The 19018-nt window shown below is 72.4% G+C and carries 18 protein-coding genes; 8 read left to right on the forward strand and 10 right to left on the reverse strand.

Going from position 1 to position 19018, the window contains the following annotated elements:
• Positions 1-287: 287 nt before the first annotated feature.
• Positions 288-1772: a M81 family metallopeptidase gene (locus ACIBI5_RS13985; RefSeq protein ID WP_397246608.1), complete on the reverse strand. Its 1485-nt coding sequence runs from the start codon at positions 1770-1772 to the stop codon at positions 288-290.
• The gene (locus ACIBI5_RS13990; protein WP_397246610.1) at positions 1753-2979 is read right to left on the reverse strand and encodes an alpha-L-fucosidase; all 1227 of its coding nucleotides are present in this window, start codon (positions 2977-2979) and stop codon (positions 1753-1755) included. Before ACIBI5_RS13990 ends, ACIBI5_RS13985 begins: the two co-directional genes overlap by 20 nt.
• Before the next feature lie 119 nt (positions 2980-3098).
• Between ACIBI5_RS13990 and ACIBI5_RS13995 the strand changes: the two genes are divergently transcribed.
• The gene (locus ACIBI5_RS13995; protein ID WP_397246612.1) at positions 3099-4379 is read left to right on the forward strand and encodes a UDP-glucose dehydrogenase family protein; all 1281 of its coding nucleotides are present in this window, start codon (positions 3099-3101) and stop codon (positions 4377-4379) included.
• Here ACIBI5_RS13995 and ACIBI5_RS14000 read toward each other — a convergent pair.
• Positions 4355-5677 (reverse strand): FAD-dependent oxidoreductase, encoded by a 1323-nt coding sequence (locus ACIBI5_RS14000; protein ID WP_397246614.1) that lies wholly within the window; start codon positions 5675-5677, stop codon positions 4355-4357. The genes ACIBI5_RS13995 and ACIBI5_RS14000 overlap by 25 nt on opposite strands.
• An 11-nt stretch (positions 5678-5688) precedes the next feature.
• The gene (locus ACIBI5_RS14005; protein ID WP_397246616.1) at positions 5689-6513 is read right to left on the reverse strand and encodes a tryptophan 2,3-dioxygenase; all 825 of its coding nucleotides are present in this window, start codon (positions 6511-6513) and stop codon (positions 5689-5691) included.
• A gap of 123 nt (positions 6514-6636) precedes the next feature.
• On the opposite strand from ACIBI5_RS14005, the gene ACIBI5_RS14010 reads away from it, so the two are divergent.
• The 5 genes from ACIBI5_RS14010 (at position 6637) to ACIBI5_RS14030 (ending at position 11152) form a co-directional block, all read left to right on the forward strand.
• The gene (locus tag ACIBI5_RS14010; protein WP_397246801.1) at positions 6637-7065 is read left to right on the forward strand and encodes an Lrp/AsnC family transcriptional regulator; all 429 of its coding nucleotides are present in this window, start codon (positions 6637-6639) and stop codon (positions 7063-7065) included.
• Positions 7066-7153: 88 nt separating this feature from the next.
• Complete coding sequence (locus ACIBI5_RS14015) at positions 7154-8032, forward strand: siderophore-interacting protein (protein ID WP_397246803.1); 879 nt, start codon at positions 7154-7156, stop codon at positions 8030-8032.
• Positions 8029-9054, forward strand: coding sequence for an iron-siderophore ABC transporter substrate-binding protein (locus ACIBI5_RS14020; protein ID WP_397246618.1), 1026 nt, complete (start codon positions 8029-8031; stop codon positions 9052-9054). Before ACIBI5_RS14015 ends, ACIBI5_RS14020 begins: the two co-directional genes overlap by 4 nt.
• Entirely contained in the window at positions 9051-10124 is a 1074-nt protein-coding gene (locus ACIBI5_RS14025; RefSeq protein WP_397246620.1) for a FecCD family ABC transporter permease, read from the forward strand. Before ACIBI5_RS14020 ends, ACIBI5_RS14025 begins: the two co-directional genes overlap by 4 nt.
• A complete protein-coding gene (locus ACIBI5_RS14030) occupies positions 10124-11152 on the forward strand; it encodes a FecCD family ABC transporter permease (protein WP_397246622.1) in 1029 nt (342 codons plus the stop codon). The genes ACIBI5_RS14025 and ACIBI5_RS14030 overlap by 1 nt, the downstream gene beginning before the upstream one ends.
• Before the next feature lie 88 nt (positions 11153-11240).
• Here the strand turns inward: ACIBI5_RS14030 and ACIBI5_RS14035 are convergent, their stop codons facing one another.
• Both ACIBI5_RS14035 and ACIBI5_RS14040 read right to left on the reverse strand, forming a co-directional pair.
• Positions 11241-11690 (reverse strand): hypothetical protein, encoded by a 450-nt coding sequence (locus tag ACIBI5_RS14035; RefSeq protein WP_397246624.1) that lies wholly within the window; start codon positions 11688-11690, stop codon positions 11241-11243.
• An 11-nt stretch (positions 11691-11701) separates the two neighbouring features.
• Positions 11702-12787, reverse strand: coding sequence for a DUF6745 domain-containing protein (locus tag ACIBI5_RS14040; protein WP_397246626.1), 1086 nt, complete (start codon positions 12785-12787; stop codon positions 11702-11704).
• 161 nt (positions 12788-12948) lie between these two features.
• Between ACIBI5_RS14040 and ACIBI5_RS14045 the strand changes: the two genes are divergently transcribed.
• The gene (locus tag ACIBI5_RS14045) at positions 12949-14148 is read left to right on the forward strand and encodes an acyltransferase family protein (protein WP_397246628.1); all 1200 of its coding nucleotides are present in this window, start codon (positions 12949-12951) and stop codon (positions 14146-14148) included.
• Between the two features lie 261 nt (positions 14149-14409).
• Here ACIBI5_RS14045 and ACIBI5_RS14050 read toward each other — a convergent pair whose 3' ends face one another.
• The 4 genes from ACIBI5_RS14050 to ACIBI5_RS14065 form a co-directional block, all read right to left on the reverse strand.
• Complete coding sequence (locus ACIBI5_RS14050; RefSeq protein WP_397246630.1) at positions 14410-15108, reverse strand: TetR/AcrR family transcriptional regulator; 699 nt, start codon at positions 15106-15108, stop codon at positions 14410-14412.
• 63 nt (positions 15109-15171) lie between these two features.
• Complete coding sequence (locus ACIBI5_RS14055; protein WP_397246632.1) at positions 15172-15555, reverse strand: VOC family protein; 384 nt, start codon at positions 15553-15555, stop codon at positions 15172-15174.
• 100 nt (positions 15556-15655) lie between these two features.
• The gene (locus ACIBI5_RS14060) at positions 15656-17002 is read right to left on the reverse strand and encodes a 6-phospho-beta-glucosidase (RefSeq protein ID WP_397246634.1); all 1347 of its coding nucleotides are present in this window, start codon (positions 17000-17002) and stop codon (positions 15656-15658) included.
• Complete coding sequence (locus ACIBI5_RS14065) at positions 16999-17757, reverse strand: DeoR/GlpR family DNA-binding transcription regulator (protein WP_379612833.1); 759 nt, start codon at positions 17755-17757, stop codon at positions 16999-17001. The genes ACIBI5_RS14060 and ACIBI5_RS14065 overlap by 4 nt, the downstream gene beginning before the upstream one ends.
• A gap of 122 nt (positions 17758-17879) precedes the next feature.
• Here ACIBI5_RS14065 and ACIBI5_RS14070 point away from each other — a divergent pair, with 122 nt between their 5' ends.
• Positions 17880-19016 (forward strand): PfkB family carbohydrate kinase, encoded by a 1137-nt coding sequence (locus ACIBI5_RS14070; protein ID WP_397246637.1) that lies wholly within the window; start codon positions 17880-17882, stop codon positions 19014-19016.
• Positions 19017-19018 lie beyond the last annotated feature (2 nt).

The following is a 19018-nucleotide window of genomic DNA, read 5'->3' on the forward strand; positions in this document are numbered from 1 at the left end:
CCCTCACCCAGGGCCCGCCTGCCATGAAATCCCCATGCCCAACCCCCCGATCCTGACGCCCCCTTGACACCTCGCACCCATCCGCGGAGGCACGGGGCCGCTGCCGGCCGGCAGCGCCGCCACGGGTCAGCGAGGGGCCGTGGCCGTGCGGTCCCCGTGTCCAGCAGGGCGCGCTCGGGCGGGCCCCACGGGCGCTTCGCCTCGCCCTTGCGGTCGTGGCAGGCCGGCGGTGCCGCTCCGATGATCGGGCACTCGGCCTCGCGGGCTGGGCGCCTGAGCGGTGAATTTCAGTGGGAGCGTCTCAGCAGGACGGGGGTGAGGTCGGGGGCGGGCATGGCGGGATCGAGGGGGTGGATGGGGCGGGTCAGGCGGGTGTAGGGCAGTGCCGACAGGTCCTGGCTCACGCCGCCGGGCGTGAGGGCGAGGATCGAGGCGGCGGCGGCCTGGTGCAGGTCGGGCTCCAGGTAGCCGATCTTGATGGCGGTCAGGTCATGCCGCCACGGGTCGAGGTCCAGGTCGGTGAGGTCCTTCACGAGGTGGTACGGCTTGCGCCGCGTCGTCAGCACCGCGTGTACGCCTCCGGCCCGGACCACGGCCAGGTCGCCGCCCACCGGGTCGGCGGGCCGTACCGCGTGGACGGTGCCCTTCAGGAGCACCGGCGGGTCGCCGGAGTAGACGCCGCCCACCCGCACGGTCACCTCGCCGCCCACGCCCGCGGCCACGCATGCCGCCACGGCCGTGGGATCCACACAGGACGCCCAGACCGCGCTCTTCCCGCCGCCCGCCAGCGCGGGGGTGGACAGGAGGCCGGACAGGAAGAACGCCGCGTCGCCCGAGCCCCCGGCCGTCGGGTTGTCGCCGGAGTCGCTGACGAAGTACGGGCGTTGTGGCGAGGACAACGCCTGTTCGATGGCGGCGCGGGGTGACAGGGCGGGCATGGCGAAGGCGAAGGCGTCGCGGGAGCGCCACAGGGCGCCGGCCAGTTCGGCGGTGGCGGCGGTGACCGCCTCAGGGGAGGTGCCGGTGGTCAGGATGTTGACGCTGGAGCGCGGCGCGTCGGCCCAGGCGTAGCCGATCCAGATCGAGGCGTCCAGGACGCCGGGGCGTCGCTCGATCTCCGGCAGGCGGGCGTAGATCGCGGCGGCCGGGTCCAGGCGGGTGCTGGTGCGTTCGCCGGGCAGCAGCAGCGGCAGCCGTACCCAGGAGCGGACCACGTCCAGGTTCTCGGCCAGCGCGCGGACGAGCAGGCGGCAGGCGCGCTCGCGCGTCTCCTCGACGTCCACGTGCGGGGCGGTGCGGTAGGCGGTGGGCAGGTCGACGAGTTCGGCGAAGCGGCGCGACACCTGGCCATGCAGGTCCATGGAGGCGGCGATCGGCGCGCCGGGACCGACGACGTCCCTGACCGCCGCGGCGAGCGCGGCCTCGGCGTCGTCGCGGCCCTCGACGTGCATCGCGCCGTGCAGGTCCAGGTAGACGCCGTCGAACGGCCCCGCCGCCCGCAACCCGGCGAGCAGTTCGGACTCCAGCCGGTCGTACGCCTCCCGGGTGACCTGGCCGCCCGGCAGCGCACGGGCGACCAGGATCGGGACGAACTCCACCCGGACCCCCGCCACCTCCTCAGGCCACCGCCCAGAGTCCTGACGAAGAAACGGATAACGCGAAAAATCGTGCCAAAGGGTGAAGTCGTGGTAACCAGTGCGGTGTGCGCTGAACGTGCTCGACTCCGTCCCGATACCGCAGATCGCCACGCGCCTAGTCGCGGGTGTGGTCACGGTAGACCTCCAGCTCCCCGTCCAGCCGGACCTCCAGCACCGTGCACAGCGGATCGAGGTCGGAGTCGGCCAGGTAGACGTACTCCCATCCGGGCACCTCGTGCAGCCCGCCGAACCGCTCGTGCCGCAGGTCACCGGCGCCGCCCAGCACGCGTACCGAGGTGACCTTGTTGCGCACCCCGCGCAGCACCACGAACTCGTTGGGCCGGTCGAACACGAACAGATACAGCGTCCGGCGGTCGGCCGAGACCGTGCTGGCCCCGTTGAAGTGGCCGGGCGGCAGCCCGCGTCCCGTCGGGTAGACCGCCTCGGCCCGCGGCCGGATCCAGGCGCCCAGCTCCCGCAGCCGCGCCGTCTGCTCGGGGGTGATCGTCCCGTCCGCGCGCGGTCCCACGTCGAGCAGCAGGTTGCCGCCGCCGCCGATGGTCTCGGCGAAGATCCGGACGAGCTGGCGCACCGACTTGTGGTTGGTGTCGTGCCCCTGGTAGCCCCACGAATCGTTGATCGTCAGGCACAGCTCCCAAGGACCGGCCGGCGGCTCGATCGGCACGCCTTGCTCGGGTGTGGCGTAGTCGCCCTCGCCCTGCATCCGCCCGTTGATCACGACCTCCGGCTGTCGGCCGAGCAGTTCCTCGCGCAGCTCGCTCATCCTCCAGGTCGCGGCGTCGCGCTCCCAGTCGCCGTCGAACCACAGCAGGTCGGGCGCGTAACGCTCCTGAAGCTCCCGCAACTGCCCCCGGTGGAAGGCCAGGAACCGCTCCCACGCGGCCGGATCCTCCTTGCCCGGCTCCGGGTGGGCGAAGCGGTTGCCGCCGGTGCCCACGCTGGCGTAGTCGGGGTGCGACCAGTCCAGGTGCGAGAAGTACAGCCCGGCGTGCAGCCCGCGCTCGCGCATCGCGCTCACGTACTCGCCGACGAAGTCGCGTTCGGTGCGCAGCCCCGACCACGCCGTCGGCCAGAGCGCGAAACCGTCATGATGCTTGGCGGTCAGCACCGCGTAACGGGCACCCGCCTCGGCGAACAGATCCGACCACTGCGCGGCGTCGAAGCGGTCGGCGGTGAACCCGTCCACCTGCTTCATGTAGTCGTCGTAACCGACCCGGCCGTCGAAGAAGGACCACGATTCGGCCACGCCGTCGACGGCGTAGATGCCCCAGTGAACGAAGATCCCCAGCTTGGCCTGGGGGAACCACGACTGTATCGCCATGACCTGAAATATTGCCTTTCATCGGATGTCTGTGGGACCACTATAGAAGCACCCTTCACCCCGATTTCCTGAGCCTGGTCCTGTTCGGGCACTCTTGCGGGTGAAGAGGTGAGGAAGAGATGCGAAAGATCGCAGTTTTCGGGGCCGGCTACATCGGCCTGGTGACCGCCGCGTGCCTGGCCGAGCTCGGCCACACCGTCGCGGTCCGCGACATCCAGGACGAGCGCATCCGCCTCCTGAACGCCGGGCGGGTGCCGATCCACGAGCCCGGCCTGGGCGAGCTGATCGCGGGCAACGCCGGACGCCTCACCTTCACGCTGAGCGCCGAGGAAGCCCTCGCGGACACCGAGATCGTGTACGTCTGCGTGGACACCCCGCCGACCGCGGCGGGCGACGCCGACCTGTCGCGCGTCTGGTCGGTGGTTGAGTCGCTGAAGGGCGCCGAGCACCTGAAGGCCGTCGTGGTGAAGAGCACGGTCCCGGTCGGCACCGGCGCCCGGGTACGGGCGGTGCTCGACGAGAGCGGCCTGGCCCACGTCGGCTACGCCTCCAACCCCGAGTTCACCGCGGAAGGCCAGGCGGTGGCCGACTTCATGCGCCCGGACCGGGTCGTCGTCGGCGCCTCCGACGAGAGCGTGGCCGGGCTCGTCACCGAACTGCACGAAGGCGTGGACGGGCCGGTCGAGGTGATGGACGTGGCCTCGGCCGAGATGGTCAAGCTGGCCAGCAACGCGATGCTCATGACCAGGATCAGCTTCATGAACGAGATCGCGGTCCTGTGCGAGCTGACCGGCGCGGACGTGGAGCAGGTCTCCAAGGCGGTCGGACTGGACCACCGGATCGGCCCGCACTTCCTGCGCGCCGGCATCGGCTGGGGCGGCAGCTGCTTCCCCAAGGACTCCGAGGCGCTGAAGCAACTGGCCAGCAACACCGGCCACCACACCCAGCTGCTGAACGCCGCCATCGAGGTGAACAACCTGCAGAAGCGGCGGGCCATCCAGAAGCTGAAGGACGCGCTCGGCGGCCTCGGCGGCACCAGGATCGCGGTGCTCGGCATGACGTTCAAGCCGGGCACCGACGACATGCGCGAGGCGCCGAGCACCGTGCTGGCCGCGCGGCTGCTGGCCGAGGGCGCCAAGGTGACGTGCTGGGATCCGCTGGCCCCCGACGGGCAGCCCGAGCCCTGGGCGTCGGCCGTACGGCACGGCAGCCCGCAGGAGGCGCTGGCCGGCGCGGACGCCGCGATCCTCGCCACCGCCTGGCCCGAGCTGCGCCACGTGCCCTGGGCCGAGGTACGCGACACCATGCGCAGGCCGGTGCTGTTCGACGGCCGCAACCACCTCGACCCGGCCATCATGCGCGCCCTCGGCTTCACCTACATGAGCGTCGGACGCCCCTGAGCACCCTTGAAGCGCCGCGCCACTCCGAACACCAGCGCGGCCGCGCCCAGAGCGGCGAGCGTGCCGAGAACCTGCTGCTGGCGGCGGACCCGGCGGCGCACCCGCGCGTACGGGACGGTGGAGAAGGAGATCAGCTCGTAGCGCGAGACGTAGCGGCCGGGCAGCGCCTCCTGCAGGGCGTGCTCGGCGCGCCTGGCCAGCCGGTAGACGGGCGAGGCGACCTTGTCGCGCATCTCGACGAAGTTCGCCAGCGCCATCTCGGCGATCGCCTCGGTGTCGGCCCGCCGCCGCCGCTCGAACCTCGGCAGCGCGCGGCCCCAGTCGTCGCCGGTCTCGTCCAGGCAGCGGTCGAGCACCACGACGTCCTCGAACGCGCAGTTCGCGCCCTGACCGTAGAAGGGCACGATCGCGTGCGCCGCGTCGCCGATGAGCCCCACGCGCCCGCCCGCCTGCCACGGTACGGCCCGCACCGTGCCCAGCCGACCGACGGGGTTGGCCGCGAAGTCGTCCACCAGGCCGGGAATGAGCGGGACCGCGTCCGGATACACCTCGCCGAAGTGCCGCGCGATCGCCTGCGGTGAGTCGAGCGCGTCGAAGTCCTCGTTCGGCCAGAACAGCGTGCACGTGAACGAGTGGTCCGGGTTCGGCAGCGCGATCATCATGGCGGAGCCGCGCGGCCAGATGTGCAGCGCGCCCGGGTCCATCGCGAAGGCGCCGTCCCGCGCCGGGATCGTCAGCTCCTTGTAGCCGTGGCCGAGGAAGTCGGTGCGCTCGCGCAGCCCCGCGTTCTCGGCCAGCCGCGCCCGTACGGCGGAGCCGGCCCCGTCGGCGCCGAGCACCACCGCCGCCTTCTCCTCCTGCCCGCCCTCGAAGCGCATGGTCCCGGTGGCCGGGTCCAGTCCGGTGAGCCGGTGCTCGAAGCGGACCTCGGCGTGCTGTTCGGCGGCGTCCAGCAGGGCCGCGTTGAGCCGCGCCCGGCTGATCGAGTTGATCGAGCGGAGCCCGTCGGAGCTGTAGAGCTGCAGGTCCAGCTCGCCCCGCACCGGGTGGATCAGCCGGCCGCGCATGGGCAGCGCCTCGGCCATGACCTGCTCCTCCAGGCCGATGCCGCGCAGCGCCGACAGCCCGCGCTCCGACAGCGCGAGGTTGATCGATCGGCCGCGCTCCGCGCCCTCCGCGCGCGGGTCGGGCCGCCGTTCGTACAGCGTGACCCGGTGCCCGCGCCTGGCCAGGTAGCAGGCGAGCAGGCAGCCGGCAAGACCGGCGCCGACGATCGCGACCTCTTGGGAACCTGCCACGGGAAAACTCCTCACATGAAGGTGCGGGCGGTCCACAGCTCGGGGAAGACGGTCCGCGCCATGCTGCGCTCCAGCCAGACGAGCCCGGCCGAGCCGCCGCTGCCGGCCTTGGCGCCCATGGCCCGCTTCACCGACTGCAGGTGGTGGTAGCGCCAGTCGCCGAAGCGCTGGGCGACCTCGGTGAGCGCCTCGCCGAGCTGGCGCAGGTGGTTGTCGGGGCCGGCGTCGGCGTAGATGGTCACCCAGGCCTGCACGACCTGCTCGGGCTCGTCGGCCAGGCCGCGGCGGCGCAGCAGTTCCAGCGTCTCGTCCCACAGCGAGGGAGCCTCGAAGCTCTCGCGCAGCTCGGCGTGAACCTCGGGCTGGCCGCGGAAGGGGCGCATGAGCTGCTCGGACTTGAGGCCGAGCGTGAACTCCAGGTGCCGGTACATGGCCGACTGGAAGCCGGAGCCCTCGCCGAGCAGGTCGCGGAAGCGGTTGAACTCGGCCGGCGTCATCCAGCGCAGCCCCTGCCAGGAGGCGTTGAGGGCCTCCAGGTGCAGCGCGGAGCGGCGCAGCGGCGCCAGCGAGGCCCAGACGTCGTCGCCGGCCAGGAGGTCCTGGGCGTGGCGCAGCTCGTAGCGGATCAGCCCGAAGTACAGCTCCATGACCTGGCTGACCATGAGGAAGGACATCTCGCCGGGGTCATCGCTGAGCGGGGTCTGCAGGGCGTGCAGCGTGCTCGCGCGGACGTAGCGGTCGTAGGGCGCCTGCCGGTCGAACTCGAGCGTGGGCGCACCGCCGTTGGCCTGGGCTCGCTCCTGCCGTTGGAGTGCGGTGATCGGGGTGACATCCATGGGGCTCATGATGCCCGCGCGAGCCCCGCGCGTGGAATGCCGATTCAACGGCCTTTAGGGTGTTGCACCAGGCGGATGGTGCCTGATTTGGGCTTCTGGGTTTCGGTGGTGAAAGTGGACGAGATGGATTGGCTGCTGCTGCGTGAGCTGCAGGCCGACGCGCGGCTGTCCTTCAGCGAGCTGTCGCGGCGGGTGCACCTGTCGCCGCCCGCGGTGGCCGAGCGGGTGCGGAAGCTGGAGGAGGCCGGGGTGATCGGCGGCTACCGGGCGCACGTGGACCCCCGGGCGGCGGGACGCGGCGTGGTGGCGCTGGTCACGATGTCCTGCTACGGGGCGGGATGCGTGCTGCGGCACCCGGACGCGCTGGACTCTCCCGACATCTTCGAGGTGCACCGGGTCACGGGCGGGGCCTGCTGCGTGCTGCGGGTCGCGGTCGCGACGATGACCGACTTCGAGGGGCTGATCGACCGGCTGGCCGGGTACGGCACGCCGAGCAGCTCGATGGTCCTGTCCACCCCGGTCCCCTGGCGAGCCACCCTGCCACCGAGCTAGCGGCGAGGGATACGGTAGGTTAGCCTAACCTAAATCCCCCGTGTGATCAGTGGAGTTCGTCGTGGTTGAACCCTTTCGCTTGTTCGATGTGCGAGTGCGGGGGCTGGAGTTGCTCAGCCCGTCGTTCCTGCGCGTGACCTTCACCGGGGAGGACCTCGACCTCTTCGCCGACAACGGGTACGACCAGCGGATCAAGCTCATCTTCCCCCTGCCCGGCCACGGCCTGACGCAGTTCCCGACCGGCCCCGACTGGTTCCAGCGCTGGCGGGCCCTGCCCCAGGACCGCTGCAACCCGATGCGCACCTACACCGTCCGCAACGTGCGCCCGGACCTGCGCGAGGTGGACGTGGACGTGGTGCTGCACGGCGACGGCGGACCCGCCGCCCGCTGGGCCGGCGCCGTCCGGCCCGGCGACGAGGTCGGTCTCTTCGGCCCCGACTCCCGCTACGGCGAGCCGCACGGCGGCCTGGAGTTCCACCCGCCGGAGGGCACCGGCGCCATCCTGATGGCCGGCGACGAGACCGCCGCCCCGGCGATCTGCGCCACCCTGGAACGCCTGCCCGTCGGCACCCGCGGCGAGGCGCTCATCGAGGTGCCGCACGCCGGCGACATCCTGCCGATCGACTCGCCGAGCGAGGCCACGGTCACGTGGCTGGCCCGCGAGGGCGACGGCCACGGCGAGAAGCTCATCCCGGCCGTCGAGGCCGCCGCCGCGCGCCTGCTTCCCGACCACAAGCCCGCCGACGCCTTCGAGGACATCGACTTCAGGGAAATCGATGTCGATGTCGACGAGCTCTGGGAGGTGCCGGAGGAGCAGGCTGAGGGCCCTCTCTACGCCTGGCTGGCCGGAGAGGCGGCGATGATCAGAGCCCTGCGGCGTCACCTGGTCGCCGAGCGTGGCATGGACAAGCGCGCCGTGGCCTTCATGGGCTACTGGCGCATGGGCAGGGCGGAGAACAACGCGTGAAGCGCATCATCCTGGCGGTCGCCGTCCTCCTGGGCGCGGTCGCCTGCGCCCCGGACAACCTGGCCGCCGCCCCGGCCGCGAGCGCCCCCGCGGCGAAGGGGTTCACCCCGGTCACCATCGAGCACAAGTTCGGCAGCACCACCGTCAAGGCCCCGCCCCAGCGCGTGGTCACCGTCGGCCTCGTCGAGCAGGACGCTTTGCTCGCCCTGGGCGTGGTCCCCGTGGGCACCACCGAGTGGTTCGGCGAGCACCCCGGCGCCGTCGGCCCCTGGGCCAAGGACAAGCTGGGCGGCGCGGCCGTACCCCAGGTGATGAAGGACACCGGCACCGGACCGGCGGCCGAGAAGATCGCGGCGCTGCGCCCCGACCTGATCATCGGCCTGTACTCCGGGCTGACCAAGGAGCAGTACGCGACGCTGTCGCAGATCGCCCCGACCGTCGCCCAGCCGAAGCAGTACATCGACTACGGCATCCCGTGGCAGGAGCTCACCAGGACGATCGGTTCGATCGTCGGCAAGCCCGCCGAGGCCGACACGATGGTCAAGGGCGTCGAAGCGCGCTTCGAGCAGATCAAGAAGGACAACCCGGCCTTCGTCGGCTCGGGCGCGCTGATGGTCAGCATGTACGAGGGGTACTTCGTCTTCGGCAGCCAGGACCCGCGCAGCCGGCTGCTGGCCTCGCTCGGCTTCACGCTCCCGCCCGACCTGGACAAGGTGATCGGCGACAAGTTCGGCGCCAACATCAGCCGCGAGCGGCTCGACCTGCTCGACCGGGACGTGCTGGTCTGGAGCGTCACCAACGCCGACAAGGACGTGGCCGCGCTGCGCGGCGACGGCGTCTACAAGAACCTCAAGGTGGCCAGGCAGGCCCGCGAGGTGTTCGTCGTGGACGGCACCGACTTCGCCGACTCCGCCTCCTTCATCACGGTGCTCAGCCTGCCGTTCCTGCTGGACCGGCTGGTTCCCATGCTGTCGGCGGCCGTCGACGGCAAGCCGGAGACCACGCCAGAACCCTCCTCGTGAGGTCGGCCGCGTTGAAGCCCGGCGCGCGCGAACGCGCGGGGCTTCAGCCCGCGGCGCGCCTGGGCCGCGGCGTCATCCTGCTCGGGGTGCCGGTCGCCGGGCTCATGGTGCTGTGCGCGCTGTCGCTGTCGGTCGGCGCGCGGGCGATCCCGCTCGACCAGGTCGCGCAGGCGCTGACCGGTGGCGAGGTCACCAAAGCGGTCCACGACGTCATCTGGTCGGTACGCGTGCCGCGCACCCTGCTCGGCCTCATGGCGGGGGCGGCGCTCGGCCTGTCCGGCGCGCTCATGCAGGCGCTGACCCGCAACCCGCTGGCCGACCCCGGCATCCTCGGCGTCAGCGCGGGAGCCGCGTTCGCGGTCGTCGTGGCCATCGCCGCGTTCGGCATCGGCTCGCTCTACGGCTACGTCTGGTTCGCCTTCGCCGGCGCGCTCGTGGTCTCCGTCGCCGTCTACGTGCTGGGCGGCCTCGGCCGCGACGGCCTCACCCCGGTGAAGCTGGCGCTGGCCGGAGTCGCCGTCACCGTCATGCTCAGCTCGCTGACCAGCGCCATCGTGCTGGCCGACCCGGAGTCGCTGAACCGCTACCGGTTCTGGTCGGCCGGTTCGCTGGCCGGGCAGGGCGCGCAGCTCATGCCGCAGCTGCTGCCGTTCGTCGCGGTGGGCATGGTGCTGGCGCTCGCCTCGGCCCCCGCGCTCAACAGCCTCGCGCTCGGCGACGACGTCGCCGTGGCGCTGGGCCGCCGGGTGGGCCTGGTCAGGCTCCAGGGCGCCGCCGCCGTGACACTGCTGACCGGCGCCGCGGTCGCGGCCATCGGCCCCGTGGTCTTCGTCGGACTGGTCATCCCGCACCTGGCCAGGCTGGTCGCCCGCTGGGCCGGCGGCGAGAGCGACCACCGGCTGCTGCTGCCGCTGTCGGCGGCGCTCGGACCCTGCCTGCTGCTGGCCGCCGACGTCGCCGGACGGATGATCGTCGCGCCGATCGAGGTGCAGGCGGGCATCATCGTCGCGTTCATCGGCGGACCGATCTTCGTGATCCTGGCCCGCCGCGCCCGTCTCGCGGAGCTCTGATGGCCAACCTCACCGTCCGCCTGCCCGCCCCGCCCGTCTCCTGGCAGGTGCGGATCCGGCTCGTCGTGGTCTGCCTCGGCCTGGCCGTCCTCGCCTTCCTGGCGTTCTGCCTCGGGGTGGGGCTCGGCGACATCCCGCTCGGGCTCGGCGAGGTCGTCGGCGCGCTGTTCGGGCAGGGCGAGCAGGGACAGCTGTTCGTGGTCTGGCAGCTTCGCCTGCCCAGGGCGCTGGTGGGGCTCATGGCCGGGGCCGCGTTCGGGCTGTCCGGCGCGCTGTTCCAGACCATGACCCGCAACCCGCTGGCCAGCCCCGACATGATCGGCGTCACCCAGGGCGCGGGCGTCGCCGTCGTGGCCGGGATCGTGCTCGGCCTCGACGCCGGTCCCGGCGCGCAGGTGCTCGCCTTCGCCGGCGCCGTGGCCGCCGCTCTGCTCACCTACCTGCTCGCCTGGCGGCGCGGGGTCACCGGCTACCGGGTCGTGCTGATCGGCATCGGGCTGTCGTGGATGTTCACCAGCGCCACCGAGTACCTCATGGTGATCACGGACGCGTTCCAGGCGCAGGCCGCGCTCGGCTGGCTGTTCGGCAACCTCAACGGCCGCACGTGGGACCAGGTGACGCCGCTCGCCCTGGCCCTCGCCGTGCTCGCGCCGCTCGCCCTGCTGCTCGGCCGCTCGTCGCGGGCGCTGCAGCTGGGCGAGGACGTCGCGGTCGTGCTGGGCACGCCCGTGCAGCGGGCCCGGTTCGCCCTGCTGGCGACGGGCGTGGGGCTGGTCGCCTTCGGCACGGCCGCCGCCGGTCCCGTCGCGTTCGTCGCGCTCGCCGCCCCGCAGATCGCCCGCCGCCTCGCCGGTACGGCCTGGCCGCCCCCGCTGGCCTCCGCGCTCACCGGGGCATTCCTGGTGCTCGCGGCCGACCTGGTGGCCAGGCGCGTCATCCCGGACCTGGAACTGCCGGTGGGCGTGGTCACCGGCGTCCTGGGCGCTCCCCTGCTCCTGTGGCTCCTGGCCAAAGCCCGCCGCGCCTGAGCGGGGAGCGCCACGCCTGAGAGCCATGCCTGAGGTGAGAGCGCCACGCCTGAGGTGAGGGCCCGCCGCGACTGGGCGGGCCCCACCGTTAGTCGGCGACCAGGCGGCCCCGGCCGCCGCGCCGCCAGCCGCGGTGGTCGAGCTCCCGCTGGCGGCGCACCACGTACGTGCCGGGGGCGAAGCCGCTCGCCCCGTGCTCGGGATGCAGGAGGTAGACCGGCCGGACACAGCGGAAGACGCCCAGCGCCAGGCCCATGGTGTCGCGGACGTCCCAGGTCCACGCGCAGGCGCCGTCATCGGCCACGAGCGTGTGCGGATTGCCGCCCGCGGCTCCGCGCAGGACCTCCAGCCCTCTTCCGAACACCTTCGACCAGCGAGCAGGCGGCGGGAACGTGATGGCCACGGCCACCATGGGCATCGGGACGATCAGCAGATCGCCCTGGGCCTGGAGGCCGTCGAACACCGGGATGGCGACCTGCCGCTCCAGATGGTCCAGGACGGTCAGGCCGGTACGGCGGGACAGGGTGTCGAGGTTCACGGGTTCTCCTTTCATGTGCGCCGGGCCAGCTGGGTGTAGTGATGGGCGGACAGGCCGTAGGTCCAGGCGGCAGCCGCCACGGGGTCGTCGATGAAGTGCGGGACACCGAGGCCGTAGCGCCGCCGCCGCCCGTCGCGTTCCTCCGAGCCGTTGACGGCCAGCAGGACCCTCGGGCGGCGGCCGAGCGCGGTCGGCGGCAGGTCGAACAACTCCAGGTCGAAGCCCGGGTTGCCGGGGTCGGGGGCCGAGGCGACCAGGCGCAGCCCGGCCTCCTCGATGTAGCGGCCCCACCCGAGGCGTTCGATGGCCAGCCGCCTGACCTCCACGTTCGGCTCCGCGGCGATCTTCTCGGGCGTGGGTCCCGTGATGACCCACCCGGGGACGACGAAGCCGTCGAGCGCGTGCACGGACCAGCCGTCGGGGAAGGTGACGGCCGGGCCGTCGTCGCCGTGCAGGCGGCCGTCGCGCAGCCGGACCGACAGCGGGCGCTCGGCGATCACGCACCGGTCTTCGAGCGGCCACCACCAGCCGCAGGATCGGGCCAGCTCGGCCCACGGTTCGAGCTGGGCGGTCAGGGCGCCGTAGCGGAGGCCGCCCACGCGCCGCCAGGCGTCGTAGTGGGCGATCCAGCAGGCGTCGTGCTGGCCGTACCAGGTGAGGCGGTCGGCGAGGGGGAGCGCGAGGCGGATGGGCGTGCACACGCCGTCGCGGACGGTCTCGCGCAGGGGATCGCGGACGACGGCGTCGAGCGGGTCGGGGCCGCGCGACGGCCAGCCGGGGTCCCAGACGTGGCCGACGTGCTGGTCGAGGGCGTGGCGCAGGGTGGAGACGAGGGTCGCGAGGCGTTGCGCGACGGTCAGTTCTGCGGCCGTGTTCAGCCGGCCGAAGGCTTGGACGGGGATGCCGCGTGGCACGTGGTTCAGGGCGGCGGCGGGGGAGTCGGTCCAGACGAACGCGGGCGCGGGACGGCCGAGCCGTTCGTACAGGGAGGTGATGGCCGCCTGCGCGGCGGGCCGGTCGGCGGGCCGCGTGGACAGCGCCCAGCCCAGCCATTCATCGTGGAGGTCGGCGGCCACGGGCCGCCGCTGCTCACTCACGGAGCGAGGGCGCGCACGCCCTTTCTGACGACGATCATGTGAGCCAGGATGGCAGGCGGGACGCGTCCTTCGCAAGTGCGGCGACGACGGAGGACAGAGGAGCAGGAACCTTGATCTAGGACTGAAGGTGATTTTCCCGGCACTTCGGTACGTTGGGATATATGCCTGCTGCCCGTCCCGACGACGTCGCCGCCGCCCCGCCCGTACCCGCCGTCGCCGCCGGGACGCCCGCGCGGCTGGCCTGGCTCGACGCCCTGCGCGGCCTCGGCGCGCTCGCCGTCGTGGGCGAGCACCTGCTGACCTGGGCGATGCCGTGGCTGCGCCCCACCTCCTTCAACCTCGGCATGTACGGCGTGCTCGTCTTCTTCCTGGTCAGCGGCTACATCATCCCGGTGTCCCTGGAACGCAGAGGCGACGTGCGCGCGTTCTGGATCAGCCGCTTCTTCCGCCTCTACCCGCTCTACCTCCTGGTGATCGTGGTGGTGCTGGCGCTGTCGTTCTGGCTGCCGGTGCGCAGGGAGGTGCCCCGCGACGCCTCGGCGCTGGCCTCGCACGCCACCATGCTCCTCGACGTGGTCGGCGCCGGAGGCGTGGTCAACACCATGTGGACCCTCTCCTACGAGATGGTCTTCTACCTGCTGGTCGCCGCGTTGTTCGTGGCGGGCGTGCGGGTGGGCCGCAGCGCGCTGTCGGTCGCCTTCGCCGCCGCCGCGATGGCCGCCGGGCTCGTGCTGAGCAACGCGCCCCTGACGGGCGCGTGGCTGTCCTGGGCGTCACTGGCCGTCTTCGGGCTGGGCCTGACCTGCGTCATCACCGGATACTTCCGTACGGCCGCCGCCGTCGTCCTCGGCGTCATGGCCCTCACCCTGCTGCTGACCGCCAGCCCCACGCCGTGGTTCGGGGCGGCGATCCTGGCGGTGATGTTCGCCGGGACCGCCATCCACCGATGGGAGCGCGGGGCCGGGCGGCTGTGGCCGGTGGCCGTGACCGCGATCCTCGTGGCGCTGACCCCGGTGTGGGCGCTGGACGCCGGGTGGTGGTGGGTCCGGCCGCCGGTGTGGATCACCACGATCGTGCTCGCCGCGGCCACGTTCGCCGGCGGCATGCTCCTGCGTACCCGCCGGGTGCCGGCGCCGCTGGTGTGGCTCGGGGTGATCAGCTACTCGCTCTACCTGCTGCACCTGCCGATCCTGACGGGGGTGATCGCGATAACCGGCGACCTGCGCTGGGCGCCCGCCCCCCTGCAGATCGGGATCAGCGTGTTGTGCCTGCTGCTGATGCTGCCCGCCAGCTGGCTGACCTACCGCTACCTCGAACGCCCCATGCAGTCCTACGCCCGCCGCCTCACCACCCCACCCTGAACCCCGCCCCTGACCCCCGCGCTTGACCACCCGCGGCCTGCCAGGCACGCGTCCTGACCCGCATGACCGGCGGCCCAGCGCCGGGCCGGTCACACTGCGCCTGAAGCCCTGGGTAAGGAGCACCATCTGCTCGGAGATCTGGGCTTCGCGGCGGCGGCGAGGGCACTCCGGCGGCGCGCGAAGGGGGCGGCCTCCAGGGACTCCTCGGAGTCGAAGGCTCCCCGGGGTTCGGAGGAGTGGGCGGGGTCGGATGCGGGGTGGTCAGGGGCGGGGGGTGGTGATGCGGGTGGCGAGGCCGTCCAGGACGCAGGTCAGGCCGAAGGAGCGGCCCGAGTCGCGCGGCGCGTCGCCCACGTCGGCCAGCGCCTCGACCAGGGAGGGGAAGCGGTTGGCGTGCCGGTCCAGTATCTGGGCCAGGGCGGGGCCGGCCTGGCGGTCCTCGGCCCACGGCTGGGTGCCCGCCGTAGCGAGCGACTGCGTGTTGCGCAGGTGGCCGAAGATCAGCAGGGCGGCGTCCAGGCGTTCGCCGCCGGTGAGGCCGGTTCCGTCAAGGGCGCCGACGGCCGCCTCGGTCCAGCCGATCTCGCGCGGCCCCATCATCCGGTCGCCCAGCGTGGCCCACGGCAGCCACGGGTGCCGGGCCCACACAGCCGCCACGAGCCGGGCCAGCTCCTCCAGCTTGGGCCGCCAGCCTCCCTCGATGCCTGACAGATCGGGCGGGTCGCCCACCGCCCGCTCGATCATCACGGCGACGAGGTCGGCCTTGCTGGAGACGTACCGGTAGAGCGACATCTTGGTGAACCCGAGGTCGCCCGCCACCCGCTGCATCGAGACCGCCTCGATGCCGTCGGCGTCGGCGATCGCGATGGCCGCCTGGGCGATGTTGGGGAGGCTGAGCGAGGGACGTGCGGGCGCGGGCTGTTCCCACAGGAGTTCTTCGATCTTGCTTCCTGCCGCCATGCGCTCCTCCTCGGGTCCACCACGTGGTGTGTCTTGAGGATACCTCTGTTTACACAAGACACGTCAGGCCATGACGAGAACACTCCAGAGGTGACCGTCGAGGTCCCGGAAGCTGCGGCTGTACATGTACTCGTTGTCCTCGGGCTCGCCCGTCTCGCTCGCCCCGTTGGCCAGCGCGGTCGTGAGCATCTCGTCCACCTTGGCGCGCCCGCCCTCCACCTGCAGCGCCAGTGCCACCTCGGTGCTCGCGCCGGTGTCCGGGATCGCCTTGCCGGTGATGGAGGTGAAGAACGGCTCCGTGACCAGAAGGAGAGAGACGCCCTCACCCAGGTGTACGCAGCCGGCGTCGTCGTTGGTCAGCTGCTCGTCGACGCTGTAGCCGAGCTTCTCGAAGAATCCGAGGCTGGCGGCGAGGTCCTTGACGTGCAGGTTGACGAAGAGCGACATGAGTGTCCCCTATCTCGATAGTCGTCCCCCGGAGACTTTGTGTCCGCCGGATACTGAGCTTTACAGTAGACACCGGGCGGTCACCCGCGCAAGAGGCTTTTCAGCGGGGAAGGACGGCGGCCAGCTCCGGGATGCGCGCCCGGTACGCGTCGAGCAGCCGCCGGGCCACGTCCACCGAGTCGACCAGCGGATGCAGCCCCAGCGCCTCGACCGCCAGCGCGGAAGAGCCGGTGAGCGCCGCCTCGATGGTCGCCTGCTCCACCGCCTTGACCTGCTGCATCAGGCCCAGGAACCGGCCGGGCAGCGGCCGCGTGGCCAGCGGCTGGACTCCCGCGCCGCTCACCGCGCACGGGATCTCGACGACGGCCTCCGCCGGCAGCCCGGGTACGGCGCTGCCGTTGCGCACATTGAGGATCATCGTGGACGGCTCGCCCCGCGCGATCGCCGCCATGAGCGCCAGCGCGATCCCCTCGTACCCGCCCGCCTGCAGGTCGGCGTCCTCACGCGCGCCGGCGCCGGTGAGGTCGCGGGTGTCGGCCATGTAGCTGGCGTCGCGCTCGCGGCGGGTCCTGGTCCACTCGGTCAGCGCGTCACCCGGGCGCTCGCGCACGGCGGTGTAGAAGCGGTCCTGCTGCAGGACCAGCGACTCGCCCCGGGTGTGCTCGGCGGCCTGGGCCGCGGCCACGGACTCGCGGTTGAAGTAGTAGTAGTACAGGTATTCGTTGGGCAGCGCGCCGAGCGTGCGCACCCAGTCGCCGCCGAAGATCCGCGCCTCCTCCACCTGCCGCAGCGCCGCGTCGTCGGCGAGCAGGCCGGGCAGCAGGTCGCGGCCCTCGTGGACCAGCCCGCGCAGCCAGCCGAGGTGGTTGAGTCCCACGTAGTCGGGGGAGACGCGCGCGGAGTCCAGGCCGAGCGCCGCCGCGGTCCGCCTGATCAGCCCGATCGGCGAGTCGCAGATGCCGACGACCCGGTCGCCGAGCACGCCGCGCATGGCCTCGGTGATCATCCCGGCCGGGTTCGTGAAGTTGATGACCCAGGCGCGCGGCGCCACCGCCGCCACCCGCTCGGCCACGCGCACCGCCACCGGGATCGTGCGCAGCCCGAACGAGACGCCGCCCGGCCCGGTGGTCTCCTGCCCGAGCAGGCCGAACTCGAGCGCCACCCGCTCGTCGGCGGTACGCCCCGCCAGCCCGCCCACGCGGATGGCGGAGAAGACGAAGTCGGCGTCGGCCAGCGCCGTGTCCAGGTCGGTGGTGGTGCGCACCCGCGGCGGGCGCTCGTGCCCGGCGGCCAGCTGGCCGAGCACGTTCTCGATGGCCGCCAGCCGCCGCTCGGAGACGTCGTGGAGCACCACCTCCTCCACGCGCGGCTTCGCCTGGTCACGCAGGAGCGCGCCGTACACGAGAGGGACCCTGAAGCCCCCGCCGCCGAGAACGGCCAGTTTCATGCGAGCACCACCTCCGCGCCGGCCGCCGCGCAGGCGCGCAGCGTGCTGTCGTCCGCGCCGTCGTTCGTGACGACGACGTCGAGATCTTCTGGCCCGCACACCCGCAACGCGCCGGTGCCGGGAAACTTGTGCCGGTCGGCCAGCAGCACCACCTGCCCCGCCGCCGCGATCATGGCGCGTTTCAGCGGGACCTCGGCGAGCGTCGTGTCGACGACCTGCCCGTCGCGGCGCACGCCGCTGGCGCTGAGGAAGACCCGGTCGGCGACCACCTGCCGCAGCGCCTCCTCCGTGAGCACCCCCACCAGCGAGTGGTACGGCCGGCGTACCATCCCCCCGAGCACCAGCAGCTCGACCTCGGGATCGGCGCGCAGCACGTCGAGCACGGCCAGGCTGGAGGTGACCACGGTGACCCGGCGCCCGCGCAGCTGCCTGGCCAGGCGCATCGTGGTGGTGCCGATGTCGAGCAGGACGACGTCGCCCTCGCGCACGAGCCGTCCCGCGCACACCGCGACCGCCTCCTTGTCGCCCTCGTGGATGGCGGCGACCTGCGCGAACGGCATGTCGGTGTCGGCGTCGACGCTGGGCAGCGCGCCCCCGCGCACCCGCTTGAGCGTGCCGTCGCGGTCGAGGACCTCCAGGTCGCGCCGGATGGTGGACGGACTCACACCGAGCTGCCTGGCCAGGTCGTGCACGCTCGTGGCGCCGGACAGCCGGACGCGGCGCATGATCTCCTCATGCCGGAGGCGCTGAAGCACGTACGGATCGTATCAGTCATTTTCGCGCATCAGTGAGCACGATTTTCCAATGGCCCTTGCTATGAGCGAGCAAACGTGCAAGATTGCGCACATCTTCGATCTGTCGAGGAGGACCGGCTATCGTGTACGACCCTCTCGCCCAGCGGCGAAGCTCCGAGGGCCCCCAGTTCGACGTCTTCCTGGCAGGCATGGTCTTCCTGGACATCGTCTTCACCGGCCTGCCCGCCATGCCCACCGCCGGCAGCGAGGTATGGGCCGAGGGCATGGGCTCCTGTCCCGGCGGCATCGCCAACCTCGCCATCGCCACCAGCCGCCTGGGCCTGCGCACCTCGCTGGCCGCCGCGTTCGGCGACGACGACTACGGCGACTTCTGCTGGCGGACCCTGGAGGAGCAGGAGAGCGTCGACCTGTCGAGGTCGCGCCGCTTCGAGCACTGGCATTCGCCCGTCACCGTCTCCATGGCCGTCGACCGCGACCGCAGCATGGTCACCCACGGCCATCCCTCGCCCATGGCGGCCTCGGAGATGATCGGCAAGCCGCCGCGCACCCGCGCCGTCATCGTCACACTCTCCCCGGATGAGCCGCTCGGCGGTTCCGAGGGCGACTGCAACTGGGCCGACCTCGCCTACCGCGACGGCGCGCTGGTCTTCGCCGACGTCGGCTGGGACCCCTCGGGCGCCTGGTCGCAGGCGGTGCTCGACCAGCTCGCCGTCTGCCACGCCTTCATGCCCAACGCCGTCGAGGCCATGGCCTACACCGGCATGGACACCCCGCGCGACGCGCTCTACGCCATCGCCGACCGGGTGCCCGTCGCCGTGGTCACCGACGGCGCCAACGGCGCGATGGCCATCGACTCCACCACCGGCGAGGAGGCGTTCGTACCCTCGCCGAGGGTGAACGCGCTCGACCCCACCGGCGCCGGCGACGTCTTCGGCGCCGCGTTCGTGCTCGGCACGCTGTGCGAATGGCCGCTGACCGACCGGCTGTCGTTCGCCGGGCTCTGCGCGGCGCTGGCCGTCCAGCAGTTCGGCGGGTCGCTGGCCGCGCCGGGCTGGGGCGACATCGCCGACTGGTGGCACGAGGTGCGGGCCTCCGCCGGGCACACCGGCGCCTACGGCGAGTCGCTGGCGCGGCGCTACGCCTTCCTCGACACCCTGGTCCCCGCGGTACCGGTGGGCGCCGTCCGCAGGGCGGCCGCGACCATCGCCCGCTACGCCGATTTGGGGATGGCTCCCCAGCCGCCTGCCCAGAAGGAGTAACC

It is taken from the genome of Nonomuraea sp. NPDC050540, from assembly GCF_044457485.1.
Taxonomy (GTDB): Bacteria; Actinomycetota; Actinomycetes; order Streptosporangiales; family Streptosporangiaceae; genus Nonomuraea.

Coding starts and splice junctions, on each gene's coding strand:
- ACIBI5_RS13990 (WP_397246610.1), bottom strand. CDS start 2,979: ATGGCGATACAGTCGTGGTTCCCCCAGGCCAAGCTGGGGATCTTCGTT.
- ACIBI5_RS13995 (WP_397246612.1), top strand. CDS start 3,099: ATGCGAAAGATCGCAGTTTTCGGGGCCGGCTACATCGGCCTGGTGACC.
- ACIBI5_RS14005 (WP_397246616.1), bottom strand. CDS start 6,513: ATGGATGTCACCCCGATCACCGCACTCCAACGGCAGGAGCGAGCCCAG.
- ACIBI5_RS14010 (WP_397246801.1), top strand. CDS start 6,637: ATGGATTGGCTGCTGCTGCGTGAGCTGCAGGCCGACGCGCGGCTGTCC.
- ACIBI5_RS14030 (WP_397246622.1), top strand. CDS start 10,124: ATGGCCAACCTCACCGTCCGCCTGCCCGCCCCGCCCGTCTCCTGGCAG.
- ACIBI5_RS14045 (WP_397246628.1), top strand. CDS start 12,949: ATGCCTGCTGCCCGTCCCGACGACGTCGCCGCCGCCCCGCCCGTACCC.
- ACIBI5_RS14050 (WP_397246630.1), bottom strand. CDS start 15,108: ATGGCGGCAGGAAGCAAGATCGAAGAACTCCTGTGGGAACAGCCCGCG.
- ACIBI5_RS14055 (WP_397246632.1), bottom strand. CDS start 15,555: ATGTCGCTCTTCGTCAACCTGCACGTCAAGGACCTCGCCGCCAGCCTC.
- ACIBI5_RS14060 (WP_397246634.1), bottom strand. CDS start 17,002: ATGAAACTGGCCGTTCTCGGCGGCGGGGGCTTCAGGGTCCCTCTCGTG.